Origin of the sequence: Pseudobythopirellula maris, assembly GCF_007859945.1 — a bacterium.
GTDB classification, from domain to species: Bacteria; Planctomycetota; Planctomycetia; order Pirellulales; family Lacipirellulaceae; genus Pseudobythopirellula; species Pseudobythopirellula maris.
This window is the reverse complement of the sequence record NZ_SJPQ01000005.1, coordinates 18,165-37,854: the sequence shown is the minus strand read 5'-3', so window position 1 is coordinate 37,854 and position 19,690 is coordinate 18,165. Positions and strand designations below refer to the sequence as shown.

Below are 19,690 nucleotides of genomic sequence, written 5' to 3'. Positions count from 1 at the left end.
AGGGCCCCGGCCTTACTCCTCCCCCGCTTTGCCATGCCCGAAACGCCCCCCGGTAAGCCGCAGCCCGACGAAAGCGACCTGGGCGACACCGACCCCAGCGACCGCGCCAGCGGCATCCGCCCGGCCCACCACGTCGAGCCCTCGGCGACGTATCCCCCGGAAAGCGGGGTCGAAGAGGACGAGTACGAGCTCGAGCCGGTCGACCAGCGGGTGCTCGATCACCATCGCAGCATGGCCGATCAGGAAGTGCACGACGCCGAATCCTCGGTCGACTTGGACGAGATTTTCGCCGACGAGAGCCGCCGCGAGCACGACTACGAGTACGAACCGTTCCAGATGCGGTTTGGCGTAAAACACATCATGGCCGCCACGGCGGGGGTCGCGATCCTGATCACGCTGATCCGGATCGTTCCGAAGGTGCTCGGCTCGGCGTCTGTCATGACCATGCTGTTCGCTCTGACGATGCTCGGCCTGGCGACGGCGCACTTTTACATGGACCGTCTCGAGAAGCAGAAGAAGGAGCAGCAAGAGCAGGAGCGTCGCCGCCGCGTCGCCCGCCTGCGGGCCAAGGGCCACGCCTTCGGCGAAGACCAGGCCGACATGTACGACAGCGAGGAAGAGGAGCCCGAACCGGACGAGCCTATCCGCCTGCGGTTCGGCATACGCGACCTGCTGCTGGCCATCACGATGGTCGCGGGAGCAGCCGCCGCGATCTTGTTCTTTGGCCTGCCGGTGACGTCGATGCTGGTTGGCATGGTCGCGATGGCGGGCGTCATCTCTTACGCGCTCGACTTCGAGGTCCCCCAGCCGTTTGTCATCACCTGGTGGATCGCGTTGGTGATCTACGTGCTGCTGACGATCGGCGCCGCGCTGTTTGGTTGAGCCGCCGCGAGCCCCCTCGGCCAGGTTGGCTGTTCAGTGCGGTGCGGTCACTCTGCCAAGCAGCGAGGATGGCCCAAGAGACGCGAGAGTGCACACGAAAGGCCTATTGTGGTCTCGTTTCTATCATGCCGTTCTCGTGCCGCTGAGGGCGTTTTCGTGGCTTTGCGTTCGGCGTGTTCTGAACACAATTGGCGAGATCCCGCCGCCGTCTCGTTTGGTTATACTGAGCGGACAATCCTCCTCGATCCGCCCCCTCGTCCCCCTCTCACAAGACGGCCAATCATGCCCTCGATCGACCGCCGCGACCTGATCCGCTCTGGACTCCAACTCGGCGCCGCCGCGGCGGCCACGGGGCTCATAGCTCCCCGCGCGGCGTCCGCCGCCGAAGCGACCTCGAGCGGCGGCCTCATCGCCGACGGCGCCACGGTGCTCTTTCAAGGCGACTCGATCACCGACGCCGGCCGCAAACGGGACCACAAAGAACCGAACCAGCACGCCACGCTCGGCGACGGCTACGCGCTGATCGCCGCCACACAAACGCTCGTCGCACGCCCCGAAGCCGCGATCGAGTTCCACAACCGCGGCGTGAGCGGCAACAAGGTCCACCAGCTCGCCGATCGCTGGCAAGAAGACTGCCTCGACCTGAAGCCCGATGTCGTCAGCATCCTGATTGGCGTGAACGACATCTGGCACTGGCTCAACGGCCACTACGACGGCACGGTCGAGACCTACCGCGACGACTACCGCAAGCTGCTCGACCGCACGCGCGAGGAGCTGCCGGGCATGAAGCTGGTGATCTGCGAGCCGTTCGTGCTGAAAACGGGGGCCGTGACCGACAAGTGGTTCCCCACGTTCGACGGCTTCCGCGAGACGGCGCGCGAGATCGCCGACGATTACGCCGACGTCTGGGTCCCCTTCCAGAGCGTGTTCGACAAAGCGGCCGAGGTGGCCGAGGCCAAGCAGTGGCTCCGCGACGGCGTGCACCCGTCGCCGTACGGCGCGGCGCTGATGGCCGACGCTTGGCTGCGGGCGGTGAACGGCTAGGAAATCGACGTCTCCGTAGGCTACGGGGGCTAAAGCTACAGCTATGCGATCTCACAAGGAGGTGTGCTTGCGAGTTGCGATCCTTGGCGCCGGAGTAGCCGGCTTGGCGACGGCGATCTCTCTCACGCGGCTTGGCATGGACGTCCGCGTCTTCGAGCGGCGGGAAGACGCCCGCAGCCTCGGGGCGGGAGTTGTCTGCTGGCCGAACGCGTCGTTCGTCTTGTCCGAATTCGGGCTCCTAGGCGAACTGCGAGGCGTATCGGGGCGCGTCTCAGCTATGCGCCGTTTCTCCCAGGCCGGGGAGGAACTCGGCGGCCTCGATCTCGGGCGCCTCGATTCGGAGATGGGTTTTCCGAGCCTCGCGGTCTTGCGCCAGGACTTGATGCGACTGCTCCTGCGCCGCGCCGACGAGCTCGGCGTGCGTGTGGAGTTCGGCGCTTGCGCTACAGGAGTCGATGGCGAGTCGCCCCACGGCTGCCGCGTCCGTTATAGCGATGGAAGCGAAGCGGAAGCGGACATCGTCATCGGGGCCGACGGGAGAATGAATTCGGTCGCCCGCGCATACGTGTTGGGCGACAACCGACCCGTCTACCAAGGCTGCGTCAATTGGCTCGGCGTGTACGACGGTGATCCCGGCGAGTTCGAGGCGGCTGAGATCCACGACTATTGGGGCGTCGGCGCCCGGTTCGGGGTGGTCCCGGTTTCGTCGAACAAGGCGTACTGGGCGGGCGGCTTCGCCGCGCCCGAGGGCCCCGCGGCTCGGCCCGACGAGCTGAACGCGGTCTTCGCAGACTGGCCCCCGCTCGTCAAAAGAATCATCAGCAGCGCGGCGTCTCGACAGGCCCAATGCCTGGGGCTCTACGACCACGACCCTCCAACCACCTGGAACCGGGGGCGGGTCTTGATGATCGGTGACGCCGCGCACGCGGCCCTGCCCACCTCGGGCCAGGGCGTCGCCCAGGCGCTCGAAGACGCTTGGCTACTCGCGCGCGAGCTGGAGGCTTGCCCGGACGATCCGACCGCGGCGTTCGCGAACTTCATCCCTCGTCGGCAGAAGAAAACAGCGGGGATCACCCTCGGGGCGCGCGGCTTCGCCTCGTCTCTGTTCTGCAGCGATGCCGAGGCGTGCGCCCGACGCGACCGAGACGCCGCACGGACCGACTACGACGCGATGGCGATCGGCATGGCGACCGGCTGGAGCGCCGGCCTGCCGATCGGCCCCGCGTAAAGAACCCGCGCGCCGCAAACGGCGGCGCCGTTCGCCAGCCATGCGTCGTGCTCCCGCGACGCATCGCCCGCCGAGGGCTAGCTCTTGGCGGCAGTCTCAAGCAGCGCAGAAAGCTCTTCCGGCGTGTTGCAGCTCCGCAGGCTGCCGAGCGACGGGTCGACCGCGCGGGCCTCGTCGGCCGTGATCGCCCGCACACGCAGCTCGGCGAGCAGGTCGCGCGCCCGCAAGCGGTCGGCGGCGAGCATCGCCTCGACTTGCTCGCGCACGCCCGTGCGGTAGGCGGCGGTGAGCGGGTGCTCGCAGCCCTCGATCACCGGCACGACGGCGTCGTGCTCGGCGCTCAGGTGCTTCACAAGCAAACGGCAGAAGCGGGCCGTGAGCAGCGGCGTGTCGCACGCCAGAAGCAGCGTGCGATCGACCCCGGCGGGGAGCGCCGCCAACCCCGCGGCGAAGCCCTCGAGCGGGCCGCGCTGGGGCTCGCGGTCGTGGGCGACGGCCACGTCACGCGGCAAGGCGCCGAGTTCCTGCCCCTCGGCGGCGACGCACACCATCCGCCCCGAGGAGACGACCCGCCCGATCGAGCCGAGCACCGCCTGGAGCATCGTGCGGCCATCGGGCAGGCGGAGCGTCGCCTTGTCGGCGCCCATCCGCGAGCTGCGGCCGCCGCAGAGAACAATGGCGCCTAGACCGTCCACGGCTCAGCGCTGCTCGATCGGCGTCAGCGGACGCTTCGTCGGGCCGGTGTAGACCTGGCGGGGGCGGTTGATCCGCTTGCCGGGGCTGTTGCGCATCTCGATCCAGTGGGCGATCCAGCCGGGCAGGCGCCCCATGGCGAACAGCACGGTGAACATCTCGACCGGGATGCCGAGCGCCCGGTAGATGACGCCCGAGTAGAAGTCGACGTTCGGGTAGAGCTTGCGCTCGATGAAGTAGTCGTCGGTGAGGGCGACCTGCTCGAGCTCTTGGGCGATGTGGAAGATCGGGTCGTGGATCTGCTGGCTCTGCAGCAGGCGATCGCAGGCGGCCTTGATGATCTTGGCCCGCGGGTCGTAATTCTTGTAGACGCGGTGACCGAAGCCCATCAGGCGGAAGCCGCTGTCCTTTTTCTTGGCCATCTCAACGTACTTGGCCACGTTGCCGCCGTCCTCGCGGATCCGCTCGAGCATCGACACGCACGCCTCGTTGGCGCCGCCGTGCAGCGGGCCCCACAACGCGCAGATGCCCGCCGAGATCGAGGCGAACAGGTTCGCGTCGCTCGAGCCGACCATCCGCACGGTGCTCGTGCTGCAGTTCTGCTCGTGGTCGGCGTGGACGATGAGCAGCAGGTTGAGCGCCTCGGCGTGCACGGGGTCGATCTCGTACTCCTCGGCAGGCACCGAGAACATCATGTGCAGGAAGTTCTCGCAGTAGCCGAGCGAGTTCTTCGGGTAGACCATCGGCTGGCCGATCGACTTCTTGTGCGCGTACGAGGCGATCGTGGGCACCTTGGCCATCAGCCGCATCACGCAGCGGTCGATGTCCTTCGGGTCGTCGAAGCCGAGCGAGTCGTTGTAAAACGTCGAGAGCGCCATGACGACCGAGCTGAGGATCGCCATCGGGTGGGCGTCGTGCTGGAAGCCGTCGTAGAACTTGGTGATGTCCTCGTGCAGCATCGTGTGCTGGCGGAGGTTGTGGCGGAACGACTCAAGATCCTCGAGTTTGGGCAGCTCGCCGTAGATCAGCAGGTAGGCCACCTCGACAAAGTCGCAGTGCGCGGCCAGGTCCTCGATGGCGTAGCCGCGGTAGCGGAGCACGCCCTTCTCGCCGTCGAGAAAGGTGATGTCGCTGGTGGTCGAGCCGGTGTTGACGAACCCCTCGTCAACCGTGACCGCCTTGGTCTGGGCGCGGAGCTTCGAGATGTCGAGGCCGACCTCGTTCTCGCTTCCCACCATGATCGGGAGCTCGATCTCGTTGTCGTTGATCGTAAGCTTGGCGCTCCCGTTACCCATGGCTCTCTTCTCCGGACTTGCTGCGATACGCCTGCGAGAAATGTCGGCGCCGAAGGGCGGCCGTCGCGAGTGCAACGACAAATAAAACCCTTGGCCAACGCTTTCAGAAGTGTAGCCGGGGGGCCGCCGAGCCACAATCGGCCATCTCCCCCTCGATTGCAGGCCCGCGTTTAGCGACGGGGCAAAAGCAAACGGCGCCCCACTCCCAACGGGAGCGGGACGCCGTGCCGTGGCCAAGTGGCAAGCCGAGTGAGTATCCGTCGCGCCGCGACGCCGTGTGGCGGGAGGCCGGCATGGCGAGAAAGATTCTTGACCGCAAAACGCGGCGCAGAACGGTTGGGCCGGTTGCGCCGGCGCGGCGCCGAGCTCTTGGGCCCCCCGTTGCTTCTGGCGAGCCTCCTCAGGCGGCCCGCTCCAGCGGCTCGTGTCGCCCCAGGTAGGCGAGCGCCTCGCACAGCACGCAAGGCATGTGCACCATGCCGCCGCAGCCCGGGCATCGCTCGGGCGGGGCGAGCGGCAGCGTGGAGGGGTCCTCTCCCGCTTGCTGCTCACGCCCGAAGACGTGGCGTTTGCCCGTGGCGAGAGCACTCACGGTTCCGCGGCTCACAGCAAGCTTTTCGGCGATCGCCCGCTGCGAGAGCCGTCCCTCGTCGAGCAGCCGCTTCACTTCTTCGATCAGCGCCAGGCTGAGCATCTTGTCGCTCCATGGGTCAGAGGGGTTGGCTAGTTCGCGCGGGGTCTGCTGGGGCCGCCCCCGGGTCAGGCGGCGCGGTCGAGGTCGTCGTCAAAGTCGTCGTCGAACCAAAAGTCGCCCGGCTCGGGGAAGGGCTCTTCGTCGTCGGGCAGGAAGAACTCCCAGTCGGGCTCGTCCAGGGAGCGTGGGGCATCGGAAACGGGGAAAATACGCGGCTTTTCAAGCGTCATGGCGGGCTCCGGATAGTGTACATGAGACCACTTACTGTAGACGTCAAGCTATCACATTCGGTGGCCATTTCATGCACTCGAATTGCGCGTTTGTGCGCTATTTGTGCGTCAACGACTGTCACCCGTGCGGCCCCTCCAGGCACTGGGCGATCAGCACGGCGAGGGCCCGACCCGGGCTCGGCAAGACATTGGGGCAGCCAGACCTGGGCAGCCAGACCTGGGCAGGCAGGAAGGGGCCGGACATGACGGTCGCCCTCGATGCGCGGCCGCCGGGCCAATTCTTAGGCGCCCGCTGCCGATCGGGCCGATCTAGTCATCCAGCGAGGCAAGGAGAGCCGTCGCACGCCTTCCCAAGGAGCGGGCCCGTCGAGACCCGTTCCGAGGAAGCCCGACCCTTGCCGTTCCACCTGATCCAGTCCGTTCTGGCCTTCACGTTCGCGCTCATCTGGGTCTTCATCGGGGCGACGTTGCTGCGCGACGCGCTGCTCGAGGTACGCCGCGCCCGCAGCGTGCCGGGCGGCGCGCCCGACGCCGGTCGCAGCATGGGCCGTCGCCCGCGCCGACGTCGGCGCACGCGGGTCTGAGGGTCGCGACGAGTCCCAAGAGGGCTGAGAGTGCGGCTCAGTTAGCGCGGGCGTCTAAGAACGCCTGAGCCATCACGGGAGAGAACGCCTCGAGTTTGCCAAGGCTCTCGGCGGGGAAAGCGCTGAGGGCGTCGCGAGCGCCGGGACCCCTGCCCCCCCGCGACCCGAGCACCGCCAGGCCGGCTTGGCCGAAGAGGCGGAACTCTTCTTGGTCCGAACCGAGCGCGGCGAGGTTCATCAGATAAGGCCGCGCCTCTTCGAAATGGCCGTCGGCGAACATGCGCTCCACCAAACCGCGCATCGCCAGATGGTGGTAGAACGGGTCCTCGTCCGGGAACCGCTCGATGACCGCCCGCCACGCCTCGGGCGTGTCGGCCGTCTTGGCGCGGAAGAGTTGGGCGCGGACCGTCTCTTCCACCTCGGCGCCGCTCGCCGCGCGGTTGGCGAGAGTCGTCGGAGCGAGGCCCCAGCCGAGCAGCGCCCCCACGAGCAGCCCGCCGATGGCGAGCCAGAGCCTCGGCTTGCGCAACGCGCGGGCCGTGTCGCGGCCCTGGCGTTCGAGATCGCGAGCCTGGAGCATCAGCTCGTCGAGTCCGGCGCCGCTCGCCGGGCTGAGCGCCGCGCTCGCCCGGGCGATCGACCCCCAGTCCTCGGGTCCGTCGCCCCAGCCCTCGACGCTCGCCGTGCGGGCCAGGTCGCGCAGCTCGACGAGCAAGGCTTGCGGCGTTTGCGGACGCTTGGCGGGGTCCTTGGCCAGCAGGCGGTGGATCAGCTCGGAGAGCGATCGCGGCGCCGTGCTCATCCTGATCGACAGCGGCTCGGGCTCCTTCTGCAGGTGCTGCACGGCGATCGCCAGGGCCGTGTCGCCCGAGAACGGCGGGCCGCCCGACAAGAGGTGATAAGCCGTGACGCCCAACGAGTAGAGGTCGCTGCGCACGTCGACCTCGCGCCCCTCGACCTGTTCGGGGCTCATGTAGAGCGGCGTGCCCATCGTCACGCCGACGCGTGTGAGCCGCGTGTCTTCGGCTTGCGAAACGCGCGCCAGCCCGAAGTCGGCCACCTTCACTTCGCCCGCGGGGCCGAGCATCAAGTTCTCTGGCTTGATGTCGCGGTGCACCAGGCCGAGCTCCGAGGCGGGCGCTAAAGCGGCGGCGACCTGCCGCATCACGTCGAGCACCACGCCGGGGGCCATCGGGCCGTGGGCGGCGATCAACTCGCCTAGGTTGCGCCCGGGAACGAACTCTTGGGCGATGTAATGCAGCCCGTCTTCGGCGCCGACCTCGTAAATCTGCACGATGTTGGCGTGGACCAACGACGCCGCGGCGCGGGCCTCTTGCTGGAAACGATCGACGTAATCGCGATCGCCCGAGAGCTCGCGGTTGAGCACCTTCACGGCGATCTTGCGGGCGAGCGAACGCTGCTCGGCCAGGTAGACGTGGGCCATGCCGCCGCGGCCCAGGGGGCGGAGCAGGCGGTAGTCGCCGATCGTCTTGCCGGTGAGTTCTTCCACGAATTTGTCGTGACCGAAGAGCTAGTGATTGTCAGAGGCAGAACTGTGGGAGGCGTCTCCGACGCCGATAAGATTCATTCAGCCGCTTCGGCTGGCGCCGCGCTATCGGCCTCCCACAGTCTTACGGCGTCGTCGGAGACGCCTCCCACCACAAAGCATCGACTCAACCCATAGTCGTGGCGGGCAGCGACACCGAGTCGAGCACGCGGCTGGTCGCCTGGGACTTGTTGAGCACATAAAAGTGAACGCCCGGCGCGCCCGCGTCGATCAGCTCCTGGGCCTGGCGAGCGGCGTACTCCACGCCGGCGGCGAACTGCGCGTCGGCGTCGTCGCCCGCCGCCTCGAGCGGCGCGGTCATCTCCTCCGGCAGCCGGGCGCCGCAGAGCGACGTGATCCGCTTGATCTGGGCCAAGTTGGTGACGGGCAGCAACCCCGGCACGATCGGCGCCGTCAGGCCCGCCGCCTGGCAGAGGTCGCGGAACCGCAGGTAGTCGGCGTTGTCGTAGAACAGCTGGGTGATCACCACCTCGCCGCCCGAGTCGACCTTGCGTTTAAGGTTCTCCAGATCGACCTTGGGGTCGGTCGCCTCTTGGTGCACCTCGGGGTAGCCGGCCACCGCGACGCCCAGGCCCGGAAAGTCCTGGCGGATCATCGTCACGAGCTCGTTGGCGTAGCGATACCCCCCCTCGATCGCGCGAAACGTGTCGTCCCCCTTCGGCGGGTCGCCCCTGAGGGCCACCACGTTCTCGACGCCCATCGACTCGGCCCGGGCGAGGTAGTCGCGCAGCTGGTCGGCCGTGCGACCGACGCAGGTGAGGTGCGTGGCCACGCTGACGCCAAACTCCTTGCGGACACGGGCGATGATCTCGAGCGTTTTGTCCTGGGTCGAGCCGCCGGCGCCGTAAGTGCAGGTGATGTAGCTCGGCCGATAGGCCATCAGCCGCTCGACGTGGCCGTAGAGGGCCCGCTCCCCCTCGGGGGTCTTGGGCGGGAACAACTCGAAAGAAACGCCGAACTTGCCGGCTCCGTAGGCCTCGGAAATCCGCATAGCTGCACCTGTCGATCACTTCGCTGTTGTATGAGTGCGCCTGCTCCATGCTGGCGGCGCCTCCCTCGAACATAGCGGCGGCCCCGCCGTCGGGGGCCGCAGACGCAAGTTGGTTGGGAACCATGCAACTATAACAGCCCGCGGGGCGGAGGGGGATTGCGCAAAGTCGCTGGAGCCCCGGCAAGACCGGCGTGGCAGCCGGACGATCTTGCTCACAATTATCCAACTCGTACAGTCGTACATCGCCACGGCCCTTGGGAGGGCGCCTCTTTAGAAACGAAGACTTGTAGCGGCCGTGATTCCGCTATACTCCCCGGTTGAGGCCCCGCTCGCCCGTCCACGTGTTGGTTGACGCCGCGATTGGCGGCCCGATCAGGCGCCGATTCATTTGTTGTGACCAGGAACGCGAACATGAGCTCTGTCGACATCCCCGCCCCGGCCCATTCGGGACGGGCCAACTGGACCGAAGTCACGCCGCAGGCGCTCTACGACAAACTGCAAACGCTGGCCCGCAACCTGTGGTGGAGCTGGCACCCGGAGGTCGGCAACCTGTTCCGCGACCTCGACCCGGTCCGCTGGCGCCAGCTCGACCACAACCCGATCTCGCTGCTGGCCGAGATGACGCCCGAGCAGGTGGCCGAACGGGCGAGCGAGATGGTGATGTACACCCGCATCAACCAGGCCCACCGCCGGCTCAACGAGTACCTGACCGACACCCGCGACACGTGGGGCGCCCGCGAGGCGGGCGTCTTGGGCTCGCGGCCGGTGGCTTATTTCTCGGCCGAGTTCGGCATGCACGAATCGGTGCCGATCTACTCGGGCGGCCTCGGCGTGCTGTCGGGCGACCACGTCAAGAGCGCCAGCGGCCTGGGCATCCCGCTCGTGGCGATCGGCCTGTTCTACGACCAGGGCTACTTCCGTCAGCAGCTCGACGGCGACGGCTACCAGCAAGAGGAATACGTCGACACGAAGGTCGCGGCCCAGCCGATGGAGCCCGCCACCGGGCCCGAGGGCGAACCGATCACCGTGTCGATCGACACCCGCGAAGGCAAGCTGATGGCCAAGGTGTGGCTGATGCGCGTCGGCCGCGTGAAGCTCTACCTGATGGACTGCGACGTCGAGGGCAACCGCCCCGAAGACCGCGAGCTGACCAGCCGGCTGTACGGCGGCGACCACCGCACCCGCATCCGCCAGGAGCTGGTCTTGGGCGTGGGCGGCGTGAAGGCCCTCAGCGCTCTGGGCATCAAGCCGGGCTGCTACCACCTGAACGAGGGCCACAGCGCGTTCGCCCCGCTCGAGGTGATCCGCGAGCGGATGACGAACGACGGGCTGTCGTTCGACGACGCCCTGCGTGAGGTGGCCCAGTGCACGGCTTTCACCACGCACACCCCCGTGCCGGCCGGCCACGACCGCTTCGACGCGGCGCTGATCGAAGAACACATCGGCCCGCTGCGCGACGCGGTCGGCATCTCGCACGAGCAGCTGATGGGCCTCGGCCGTGTCGAGCCGCAGAACGACCAAGAGACCTTCTGCATGACCGTCATCGGGCTGAAGCTCTCGCGGCGGGCCAACGCCGTGAGCTCGCTGCACGGCTACGTGTCGCGCCGCATGTGGGCCACCCTGTGGCCGTGGCGTGTGGAAGAGGAGGTGCCGATCGGGCACATCACCAACGGCGTGCACGTGCCGAGCTGGCTCGCCTACCCGATGCGGCAGGTCTACGACAAGCTGCTGGGGACCGACTGGCCTGGCAAGATGGGCGACTCGCAGATCTGGCAGAGCATTTACGACGTCGACCCGGGCGAGCTATGGGAGACGCACCACGCGCTCAAGAGCCGCTGCCTCGACTTCGTCCGCCGCCGTCTGAGCCGCCAGTGCCGACGCCGCAGCGAGGACGAGGCCTCGGTCGAGGCGGCCCGCGCGTCGCTCGACCCGAGCGCGCTGACGATCGGTTTCGCCCGCCGGTTCGCCACCTACAAGCGGGCCGACTTGTTCCTCAACAAGCTCGACGAGATCGCCGACCTGGTGAACAACCACGACCGCCCGGTGCAGTTCGTGTTCTCCGGCAAGGCCCACCCGGCCGACGAGCCGGGCAAGAAGTTCATCAAGCGGATCGCCAACCTCAGGCACGACCCGCGGTTCGCCGGCCGGATCGTGTTCATCGAGGACTACGACATCAACGTCGCCCGGCACATGGTCCAGGGCGTCGACGTGTGGCTCAACAACCCGCGCCGACCGCTCGAGGCCTCCGGCACGAGCGGCATGAAGGTGGTCCTGAACGGCGGGCTGAACTGTTCCATCTTGGACGGCTGGTGGGCCGAGGCCTACAACGGCAAGAACGGCTTCGCGATCGGCCACGGCGCCCACCACACCGACGACGCGGTGACCGACGAGCGCGACGCCGAGAACCTGTTCAACGTGCTGCGTGACGAGGTCGTGCCGACGTTCTACGACCGCGACGCCGACGGCCTGCCGCACCACTGGATCGAGATGATGATCGAGTCGATCGCCACCCTGGCCGCTCGCTTCAGCGCCCACCGCATGGTGCAGGACTACGTGAAGCACTGCTACCTGCCGGCCGCCGGCGGGCTCAGCAGCGACATGTCGGTCCGTTGATGCGATGAGCGGACCCTTCGCAGACCGAACCGGCGTGATCACCTCGCCCGACGACCCGCTGCTAGCCGAGCTTTGCGAGCGGCTCGCCGCGGCCGCCGGCGCCACGGACAAGGCGGGCGCCTGGCCCGGCGACCAGCTCCGCTGGTGCGGCGAAGCGGGCGTGTTCGAGTGGTTCGTGCCCGTTGAGCACGGCGGGCAAGGCTGGTCGGCCGAGGACGTGACCCGCGGCTACCTCGCCCTGAGCGCGGCGTGCCTGACAACGACGTTCGTCATCACGCAGCGGACCGGCGCCTGCCGCCGCATCGCCGGCTGCGACAACGACGACCTCAAGCCGCGGCTGATGCCGGCGCTGGTGGCGGGCGATTCGTTCGCCACGGTCGGCATCTCGCACCTAACGACCAGCCGCCGCCACCTGGGCCGGCCCGTGCTCACGGCCGAGGCCGCGGACGGCGGCTACAAGCTCGACGGCATGGCGCCCTGGGTCACCGGCGCCGAGGCGGCCGAGACGGTGGTCGTCGGCGCGACGCTTGTCGAGTCGGGCGAGCCGACCGAACGCCAAATGCTCGTCGCCCTGCCGATGGACTCGCCGGGCGTGTCGACTCCCGAGCCGTTCCCGCTCGTGGCGGTCACGGGCAGCAAGACCGGCCCGGTGAAGCTCGACGGCGTGCTGATCGGCGAAGACCGGGTGATGACCGGGCCGGTGGAGAGCGTGCTCTCGGTCGGCCCCGGCGGCGGGGCGGGCGGCCACGACACGTCGACCCTGGCGATCGGCCTGGCCACGGCCGCCATCCGTTTTTTGCAGCAGGAAGCCGCCAAACGCGACGACCTCAAGGCGGCCGCCGAAAGCCTGGACACCGAACGCCGAGCCGTCGAAGCCGACCTGCTGTCGCTCGCCCGCGACGAGCCTTCCTGCACCAAAGAATCGCTCCGAACGCGGTCGAACAGCCTCGTTCTGCGGGCCGCTCAGGCCTCGCTGGCGGCGGCCAAGGGCGCCGGCTTCGTGGCCGGCCACCCGGCGGGCCGCTGGTGCCGCGAGGCGCTGTTCTTCTTGGTCTGGAGCTGCCCCCAGCCGGTGCTCGACGCGAACCTGTGCGAGCTCGCCGGGCTGGAGTAAAGGGGTTAGGGGCTAGAGGTAAGGAGCTAGGGACTCCGGCGGGCACGGCCCGTCGGCTAAACTTGAAGCCCTGATCCCTAGCCCCTGATCCCTGATCTCTAGCCCCTAGCCCCTAGCCCCTAGCCCCTAGCCCCTAGCCCCTCCCCTATGCCCGACCCCACCCAGCCGCAAGTCGTGTGGCACGAACAGGCCGTCTCCCGCGCCGCGCGTGAAAAGCTCAACGGCCACCGCGGCGTGGTCGTTTGGTTCACCGGCCTGAGCGGGTCGGGCAAGAGCACCGTGGCGGGCGCTGTGGACGCCAAGCTCCACGCCCTCGGGGCCCACACCTACGTGCTCGACGGCGACAACATCCGCCACGGCCTCAGCGCCACGCCGCAGATGCTCGCCGAGCGGCATGGCGAAGAGTTCGGCAAGCGGTTCGGCCTAGGCTTTGGGGCCGAGGACCGCACGGAGAACATCCGCCGGATCGGCTCGGTGGCCCAACTGCTGTGCGACGCGGGGCTCCTCACCCTCACGGCGTTCGTGAGCCCCTACCGGGCGGACCGCGACGCGGTCCGCGCCGCGCTGGGCGAGGGCGATTTCGTCGAGGTGTTCGTCGACACGCCGCTCGAGGTGTGCGAGCGGCGCGACCCGAAGGGGCTCTACAAGAAGGCCCGCGCGGGCGAGATCAAGGGGTTCACCGGCATCGACGACCCGTACGAAGCGCCGCTCTCTCCGGAGCTGACACTGGCCGGTGGCGACGCCGATCCGGGCGTGCTGGCCGACCGTGTGATCGAGCATTTGCGCTCGACAGGCAAGCTTGGCGATTGAGGTCGAATCCGACCTTTTTAGGCGAGAAATATTTGACGATTCGTGGGGGACTGCGCTAAGATACCGCTCACCAGGCGAGCGAGCGTTTCCCACCTTGATTCCCCACCTCCGCCCACAACGCAGCCGCCCCAGTCTAGCCACTCTTGCCGCCTTGACGGCGGTCCGTCGCATTGACGCGGCGGGATTCTAGCGTTGCGCTGCAACGCTGCTGTTTTTATCGCTAGCATCCGCTCGCGGTCACGGATGGGCGTGCGGACTAGCTGGCCGAAGTGTCCCGTGCCTTGACCCGCTTTTGGTCCGGAGCACTCAGGGCGGGCGGCGTAGCCCCCAAGGCGCCGCCATGCGGAGACAGATTGACTCACCCCCAGGCAACCGAATCAATAAAGCCCCTCGAACGGAGCTCTTGATGCCCCCCCACCGCAACCACAACGGCGGCGTCACCGCGCCCCTCACGCTGAGCGAACGGATCCAGCAACGGATCGCTAAGCGTTTGGGCTGCCGCATCCGTCAGCTGGTGGTCAAGCAGCGCGGCAAGTCGGTGCGCATCGAGGGGGAGTGCTCGACCTACTACACCAAGCAGCTTGCCCAGCACGCGGCGCTCGGGGCCATCGACGATGAAAATCTGGTCAACGCCCTCGAAGTCGCGATCCGCAATCCGCGTTGAGCGCGGCTCGGCCTGTCGCTACGGCTGGTCAGACTTGAGAGCCTCCTCCGCAAGCCGATCGACCAGCTCCTCCAGCCGCGTGGCGCCCGCGGTCAGCTCCATGTCGACCACCACCGCCCGCAGCGGCCGGCCGGCGATCTCTTCCAGGCCGACCTTCACTAGGTCCTTGTGCGTGCAGAGCACGAGCTCGGCGGCTGCCGCCTCGGCCTCACGCTCGAAACGCGCGATGTCTTCGGCGGCGTAGGCGTGGTGATCGGGCAGTTCCGCGAAGCTCGCCACTTCGGCCCCCAGCTCTTCGAGCGTCGCCCGGAATGCGGCCGGGTTGCCGATGCCGCAGAACGCCGCCACACGCTTGCCCCGGAGCGTCTCGAGCGGCGCCGTCTCGCCGGCCGCGTCGAGCAACCGCTGCGGCCTGTGAACCGCCTCACACCAAACGGCCCTGGGAGCGAGCCGCTCGGCCTTGCCGCGCAGGGCCGAGCGCGTGGCGTCGTCGACCCGGTCGGCGCGGGTGAGGCAGACCACGTCGGCCCTTTTGAGGCCCGCCACGGGCTCGCGCAGCAGCCCGCGGGGGAAGACGTGGCCGTGGCCGAATGGCTCGGTGGCGTCTAACAGCACGATGTCGAGGTCGCGGCCCAGGCGGCGGTGCTGGAAGGCGTCGTCGGCGAGAATCGCCTGCGAGGAGAGCTCCTCGATCGCCGTGCTGGCCGCCGCCACGCGGTCGGGGTTCTGCAGGTGGGGCACGTCGGGCAACGCGCCCTCGAGCTCCAGCGCCTCGTCGTTCTTCGCCCCCGGTTCGGCCCCGTAGCCGCGGCTGACGATCGCCACACGCACGCCGGCCGCGCGGAACCGGCGGGCGAGCCATTTGACCATCGGCGTCTTGCCCGAGCCGCCGAGTGTCAGGTTGCCGACACTCACGACCGGCGCCCCCACGCGAACGGTCCGCGACGGGTCGCGGTCGAACCGCCGGTTGCGCAGCGATACGGCGAGTGTGTAAGGCGCTTCGGCGGCAAGCAGGGCGAGCCGCAGCGCGGCGGCGCTCACACCCCGTCGGCGGCCGCTCACCAAGTCGTGGAAATCGGAGGGGCTGAGCAAGGCGCCCGTTGCTCCTGTCGGAATAGGGTGGGGGAGGGAGCGGGGTTGGATCGAAAAAGACTGCTGCGTGGCGAGGGGTGCCCCGCGACCGGCAGGCGTACGCCAACAAGACCACAGACGCTACAACCGCGCCAAGCGGCCCCGCCGCCGCACCGAGTCGGCACTGGCGTCTCGCCCTGGGCGCCGAGGCCCTATAATCAAGGTGGTGGGCCGCGCTGCGCACGCCGCCCCCCTGCCCCGCCCGATCAAGCCCGTTCCTCTCGACCATCTCCTCAGGCCGCATGCCGACCGAATCCGCCAGCGACGCCCCCCCCGCCCCGACGGGGGCCAACCGCGCCCCGGCCCGTGTGGAGGAATCTGCCGCATCCTACGGCGAGTTTGTCGAGCGGCGTGTCGAATCGACCCGCCGCGACATCAAGCTGCTCGACCTGTCGCTCGGCGCCGCGCAGCTCGGCGTGGTGGGGCTCGGCTTCTTGCTCGTGGTGGGCGCTGTCGAACACTGGCTCGTGCCGGGCGGTTTCGGCGGGGGGGAGCGAGCGCTGTTGTTCTTAGCGGCCACCGTGGCGCTGACGGCCCACGCCGTGCTGGTGCTGTGGCCGATTGTCGCCAAGCGGATCAACCCGCTGTACGCGGCCCGCTCGATCGAGACCTCAAGCCCCACGCTCAAGAACAGCCTCGTGACGCTCCTGGAAGTGCGACGCAGCGGACGCGGCGCCTCCAAGGCGGTGAGCGACACGCTCGAACGCCAGGCGGCCGAACGGCTCGGCGCCCTCGCGCACGAGGCGACCATCGACCGCGGCGCCCTGGTGCGTTGGGGCTACGCCCTCGTGGCGGTCGCCGCCGTTGCGGCCCTGTACACCGTGCTCTCGCCCAAGGACTTGTTCACTACCGCGACCCGCATCGCGATGCCGTGGGCCGACATCGCCGCTCCCAGCCGGGTGAAGATCGAGCGCGTGACGCCCGGCGCCGCCACCGCCCCCCAGGGCGACACGCTCCAGGTCGAGGCGGAGATCTCCGGCATGCGTGAGGGCGAGGCGCCCGCGCTGGTGTTCACGACCGACGACCGACGGCGCGTCGACGTCCGCTCGCCGATGGTCGACACCGGCAGCGGTCGGCGGTTCATCGCGTCGCTGCCGGCGGGCGGCCTGTCGGAGGGCCTGCTCGGCCTGCAGCAAGGGCTCAGCTACCGCATCGAGGCGGGCGACGCCCGCAGCCGAAACTACCGCGTGGCGGTGATGCCCGCGGCGACGATCGCCCCGCGGCTGCTGCGGTACGAGTTCCCCAAGTACACCGGCTACTTGCCGCGCGAGGTCGAAGGCCAGGGCGACGTGCGGGCGATCGAAGGGACGCGCGTCACGGTCGTGGCCACGGCCAACGCGCCGATCGCCTCGGCCAAGATCGACCTGAGCGCCGACGGCCGACCCGACCGCACGATGCGCGTCGATAACGGCGAGGACGCGAACAGCGCCGACGAGCAAGCCGGCGCCGAGCCGACCGCCACGGGCGCGTTCACGCTCGCCCTGCGCAAAGATCGCCGCACGCCGCAGCACGCCAGCTACGCGTTGCGGATGACGACCACCGACGGCCGCGAGAACCGCGACCCGGCCGCCTACCGTCTCGAAGTGCTGCCCGACCTCGCGCCCGAGGCCTCGATCCTCGAGCCGACCGAGCCGACCGTCGACGTGGCGCTGAACGATTCGGTCGAGATCGTCATCGAGGCCCGCGACCCCGACTTCGCCCTCGCCTCGGTGCGGCTGCGCGCCGAGCTGGCGGGCGAGCCGGTTCTCGACCACAAGCTGCTCAAGCAGCGGCGCCAGGGACGCTTCGACGGCCGCTACCGACTGGCGCCGGGGCGATTGGGTCTCAAGCCGGGCGACCTGGTCGACTACTGGGTCGAGGCGGCCGACGTCCGCACGCCCGAGGCGAACACGTTCGCCACGCCGCGGCAGCGGCTGCGTGTCGTCGGCCCGAGCCGCGACGCCGCCGGCGGCCAAGACTCCCAACTGGCCGATCGCGGCGACGCACGCGAGAACCCGCCCGAGGACGAAGGGCGACTGTCCGAGCGGCTGCGATCGGGCAACCAAGACGACAGCGATGAGAATCAGCAGGAGGACCCGTCCGGCGGCCAGAACCAATCGCGCGACGGTGATTCGCGAGACGAACGCCCCAAGAACCAGGAGGGCCAACAGCCGGGCGACGCGCCGCAAGAAGCCGATCCCAACGCGGGCAGCGAGCAGAACCAGCGCGGCCCCAACGGCGAGCAGCAGGACGAGCAAGAGGGCCAAGGCGAGGGCCAAGACCCTCCCCCCGGCGGCATCCAAGGCGAATCCGAAGGGGGCGGCGCCGGCAGCCAATCGCAGGAACAACTCAACGGCGGCAGCCCCACCGATTCGCAAGGCGAATCAGGCCAAGAAGGCTCGCAGGGGAGCGGCGGTGGCGGCGGCGACCGTCCTTCCGACGGCCAGCAATCGAGCAACGGCGATCCCCAAGACGATTCGCAGGGCGGCGGCCGACAGCGCGGCGACCAACGCCAGCCCCAACAAAGCCAAGACAACAACTCACGGCCCGTCGCCAACGATGGCAGCGACGACGGCGAGGCGTTCGAGCGGATCAGCGAGCGGCTCGAAAAGCGTGACGAGAACGACACACGCGGCGGCCAGCCCCAATGGCGACCGCGCAGCGACCCAAAACCCAACGGCGATAACTCCCAGGGCCGCTCGCCCCGACCGGGCGAGCAGCGTCCCGACCAGCAGCGTCCCGAAGGCCAACGCCCCAGTGGCCCCAATGAGCAGAGCCCTGAAGGCCAGCGCCCTGATGACCAGTCGCAAGCGGGCGAGCAACGCAACGGCCAACCGGGCGAACAAGGCGAGAGCGGCCAGTCGTCAGGCTCCGAGGCAGCCCAGAACCCCAACCGGCCCGAGAGCCAAGGGCAGGAGGGCCAGCGATCGCCCGAAGCGGGCCAGCAAGGCCAGCCGGGCGACAGCGACTCGTCGGCCAACCCGCGCGAGCCGACCGGCGAAAGCCCCGACCGCAACGGCGCCCCCAACAACGACCCGCGGAGTGAAGGGCCCAAGCAAGGCCGGCAAGCCGACTCGCAATCGAGCGAATCGGGCGACCCCGCCGGCCGCGGCGAGCAAAGCAACACGACCGAAACCCCGCGTGAAGGAACCGGCGGCGAGGGCCAGAACCAAGCGGCCGACGACGGCGCCGGCCAGTCGGCCGACGAAGGCCCGGGCGAGTCGACCGGCGAGGCGGGCGACCAGCAGATCGCCGACCGCCCCACCGGCCAATCCAGCGGCGACAAGCCTGGCCAGGGATCGCAAACCCGACCTGCCGAGGGCCAAGCCCAGGGCGAGGGGGGCTCATCGCAGCAAGGCCAATCGCCCCAAGGCGGCCAGCCCCAAGCAGGCGACTCGCCCGAGGGACAAGCTTCCGACAACCAATCGCAGGAAGGCCAGTCGCAGGAAGGCCAATCGCAGGAAGGCCAGTCCAGCGAAGACCCAGCGGGCGCCGAGCCGTCCGCAGGAGACTCATCCTCAGAGGGCCAATCGGACAACTCCCCCGGCGACCCATCGAACGACGGCCAACCGGGCGCCCAGGGCGAGCGTCCCGGCAATCAGAGCGACGGCGGCGACAACGCTTCTCAGCAGCGTCCCGAGGGGAACCGGCCCGATTCGAGGGGCGACTCTCCGGGGGGGCGTTCCACGTCGACCGGCGGCCAGCGCGGCATGAACTCGACGGGCGCCCCTGACGCCGATGGCGCCGAGCCTGGCGGCGACGATGCGAACCTCGACTACGCCCGCCGGCAGACCGACCTCGTGCTCGAGCGACTCGGCGAGCAGCTCGACCGCGACCGCGTCGACGAGGAGTTGCTCGACGAACTCGGCTGGACCGAGGACGACTTGCGACGCTTTGTCGACCGCTGGCGCCAACGCAAACGTGCGGCCCAATCAGACGGCGAGGGTCGGTCGCGACTCGACGACGCGCTCAAGAGCCTCGGCCTCTCGCCCACTGGGCCCACCGGAACGGCCGACCGGCCCGAAGACCAGTTGCGAGACATGCAGCAGGGGCTGCGCACGGCTCCGCCCGCTTCGCTCCGCGAGCGGCTGCGGGCCTACACGCAAGGCGTGAATCGGGCGGAGCCCGTTGAGTCCTCCTCCCCAGACTGAACTCCGCCAGCTCAGCAGGC

16 protein-coding genes are annotated in these 19,690 nt (G+C 68.9%); 9 read left to right on the top strand and 7 right to left on the bottom strand.

Annotated features, from left to right (window positions below; translation table 11 throughout):
* The first annotated feature begins 33 nt into the window (after positions 1–33).
* The 3 genes from Mal64_RS18795 (at position 34) to Mal64_RS18785 (ending at position 3,154) form a co-directional block, all read left to right on the top strand.
* Positions 34–882: a hypothetical protein gene (locus Mal64_RS18795; RefSeq protein WP_146403264.1), complete on the top strand. Its 849-nt coding sequence runs from the start codon at positions 34–36 to the stop codon at positions 880–882.
* A 282-nt stretch (positions 883–1,164) separates the two neighbouring features.
* Complete coding sequence (locus Mal64_RS18790; RefSeq protein ID WP_146403263.1) at positions 1,165–1,926, top strand: SGNH/GDSL hydrolase family protein; 762 nt, start codon at positions 1,165–1,167, stop codon at positions 1,924–1,926.
* A gap of 43 nt (positions 1,927–1,969) precedes the next feature.
* Positions 1,970–3,154: an FAD-dependent monooxygenase gene (locus tag Mal64_RS18785; RefSeq protein ID WP_231993870.1), complete on the top strand. Its 1,185-nt coding sequence runs from the start codon at positions 1,970–1,972 to the stop codon at positions 3,152–3,154.
* Positions 3,155–3,231: 77 nt separating this feature from the next.
* Here the strand turns inward: Mal64_RS18785 and mobA are convergent, their stop codons facing one another.
* The 4 genes from mobA to Mal64_RS20005 form a co-directional block, all read right to left on the bottom strand.
* Positions 3,232–3,849: a molybdenum cofactor guanylyltransferase gene (gene mobA / locus Mal64_RS18780; RefSeq protein ID WP_146403262.1), complete on the bottom strand. Its 618-nt coding sequence runs from the start codon at positions 3,847–3,849 to the stop codon at positions 3,232–3,234.
* Between the two features lie 3 nt (positions 3,850–3,852).
* The gene (locus Mal64_RS18775) at positions 3,853–5,142 is read right to left on the bottom strand and encodes a citrate synthase (protein WP_146403261.1); all 1,290 of its coding nucleotides are present in this window, start codon (positions 5,140–5,142) and stop codon (positions 3,853–3,855) included.
* A gap of 400 nt (positions 5,143–5,542) precedes the next feature.
* Positions 5,543–5,836: a winged helix-turn-helix transcriptional regulator gene (locus tag Mal64_RS18770; RefSeq protein ID WP_146403260.1), complete on the bottom strand. Its 294-nt coding sequence runs from the start codon at positions 5,834–5,836 to the stop codon at positions 5,543–5,545.
* A gap of 65 nt (positions 5,837–5,901) precedes the next feature.
* On the bottom strand, positions 5,902–6,066 hold the full coding sequence (locus Mal64_RS20005) for a hypothetical protein (protein WP_197525891.1): 165 nt from the start codon (positions 6,064–6,066) through the stop codon (positions 5,902–5,904).
* A gap of 395 nt (positions 6,067–6,461) precedes the next feature.
* Here Mal64_RS20005 and Mal64_RS18765 point away from each other — a divergent pair, with 395 nt between their 5' ends.
* The gene (locus tag Mal64_RS18765; RefSeq protein ID WP_146403259.1) at positions 6,462–6,650 is read left to right on the top strand and encodes a hypothetical protein; all 189 of its coding nucleotides are present in this window, start codon (positions 6,462–6,464) and stop codon (positions 6,648–6,650) included.
* Positions 6,651–6,687: 37 nt separating this feature from the next.
* On the opposite strand, the gene Mal64_RS18760 is transcribed toward Mal64_RS18765, so the two are convergent.
* Positions 6,688–8,160 (bottom strand): serine/threonine-protein kinase, encoded by a 1,473-nt coding sequence (locus tag Mal64_RS18760; protein WP_146403258.1) that lies wholly within the window; start codon positions 8,158–8,160, stop codon positions 6,688–6,690.
* A gap of 163 nt (positions 8,161–8,323) precedes the next feature.
* The gene (gene metF / locus Mal64_RS18755; protein WP_146403257.1) at positions 8,324–9,208 is read right to left on the bottom strand and encodes a methylenetetrahydrofolate reductase [NAD(P)H]; all 885 of its coding nucleotides are present in this window, start codon (positions 9,206–9,208) and stop codon (positions 8,324–8,326) included.
* A gap of 411 nt (positions 9,209–9,619) precedes the next feature.
* Between metF and glgP the strand changes: the two genes are divergently transcribed.
* From glgP to Mal64_RS18735, 4 genes are all read left to right on the top strand, one after another.
* Positions 9,620–11,821: an alpha-glucan family phosphorylase gene (glgP, locus tag Mal64_RS18750; RefSeq protein WP_146403256.1), complete on the top strand. Its 2,202-nt coding sequence runs from the start codon at positions 9,620–9,622 to the stop codon at positions 11,819–11,821.
* A 4-nt stretch (positions 11,822–11,825) separates the two neighbouring features.
* Positions 11,826–12,935 (top strand): acyl-CoA dehydrogenase family protein, encoded by a 1,110-nt coding sequence (locus Mal64_RS18745; protein ID WP_146403255.1) that lies wholly within the window; start codon positions 11,826–11,828, stop codon positions 12,933–12,935.
* A 147-nt stretch (positions 12,936–13,082) separates the two neighbouring features.
* On the top strand, positions 13,083–13,745 hold the full coding sequence (gene cysC / locus Mal64_RS18740) for an adenylyl-sulfate kinase (RefSeq protein WP_146403253.1): 663 nt from the start codon (positions 13,083–13,085) through the stop codon (positions 13,743–13,745).
* A 406-nt stretch (positions 13,746–14,151) separates the two neighbouring features.
* Complete coding sequence (locus Mal64_RS18735) at positions 14,152–14,409, top strand: hypothetical protein (RefSeq protein ID WP_146403251.1); 258 nt, start codon at positions 14,152–14,154, stop codon at positions 14,407–14,409.
* A gap of 18 nt (positions 14,410–14,427) precedes the next feature.
* Here the strand turns inward: Mal64_RS18735 and lpxK are convergent, their stop codons facing one another.
* Positions 14,428–15,501: a tetraacyldisaccharide 4'-kinase gene (gene lpxK, locus Mal64_RS18730; RefSeq protein WP_197525890.1), complete on the bottom strand. Its 1,074-nt coding sequence runs from the start codon at positions 15,499–15,501 to the stop codon at positions 14,428–14,430.
* A 281-nt stretch (positions 15,502–15,782) separates the two neighbouring features.
* Here lpxK and Mal64_RS18725 point away from each other — a divergent pair, with 281 nt between their 5' ends.
* On the top strand, positions 15,783–19,670 hold the full coding sequence (locus Mal64_RS18725; RefSeq protein WP_146403246.1) for a hypothetical protein: 3,888 nt from the start codon (positions 15,783–15,785) through the stop codon (positions 19,668–19,670).
* Positions 19,671–19,690: the final 20 nt, after the last annotated feature.

Bases quoted from the DNA above. Each gene is read 5' to 3' on its own strand.
- Mal64_RS18795 (WP_146403264.1), top strand. From the start codon at position 34: ATGCCCGAAACGCCCCCCGGTAAGCCGCAGCCCGACGAAAGCGACCTG.
- Mal64_RS18725 (WP_146403246.1), top strand. From the start codon at position 15,783: ATGCCGACCGAATCCGCCAGCGACGCCCCCCCCGCCCCGACGGGGGCC.
- glgP (WP_146403256.1), top strand. From the start codon at position 9,620: ATGAGCTCTGTCGACATCCCCGCCCCGGCCCATTCGGGACGGGCCAAC.
- Mal64_RS20005 (WP_197525891.1), bottom strand. From the start codon at position 6,066: ATGACGCTTGAAAAGCCGCGTATTTTCCCCGTTTCCGATGCCCCACGC.
- Mal64_RS18745 (WP_146403255.1), top strand. From the start codon at position 11,826: ATGAGCGGACCCTTCGCAGACCGAACCGGCGTGATCACCTCGCCCGAC.
- Mal64_RS18735 (WP_146403251.1), top strand. From the start codon at position 14,152: ATGCCCCCCCACCGCAACCACAACGGCGGCGTCACCGCGCCCCTCACG.
- Mal64_RS18790 (WP_146403263.1), top strand. From the start codon at position 1,165: ATGCCCTCGATCGACCGCCGCGACCTGATCCGCTCTGGACTCCAACTC.
- Mal64_RS18785 (WP_231993870.1), top strand. From the start codon at position 1,970: ATGCGATCTCACAAGGAGGTGTGCTTGCGAGTTGCGATCCTTGGCGCC.
- Mal64_RS18775 (WP_146403261.1), bottom strand. From the start codon at position 5,142: ATGGGTAACGGGAGCGCCAAGCTTACGATCAACGACAACGAGATCGAG.
- cysC (WP_146403253.1), top strand. From the start codon at position 13,083: ATGCCCGACCCCACCCAGCCGCAAGTCGTGTGGCACGAACAGGCCGTC.
- metF (WP_146403257.1), bottom strand. From the start codon at position 9,208: ATGCGGATTTCCGAGGCCTACGGAGCCGGCAAGTTCGGCGTTTCTTTC.
- Mal64_RS18770 (WP_146403260.1), bottom strand. From the start codon at position 5,836: ATGCTCAGCCTGGCGCTGATCGAAGAAGTGAAGCGGCTGCTCGACGAG.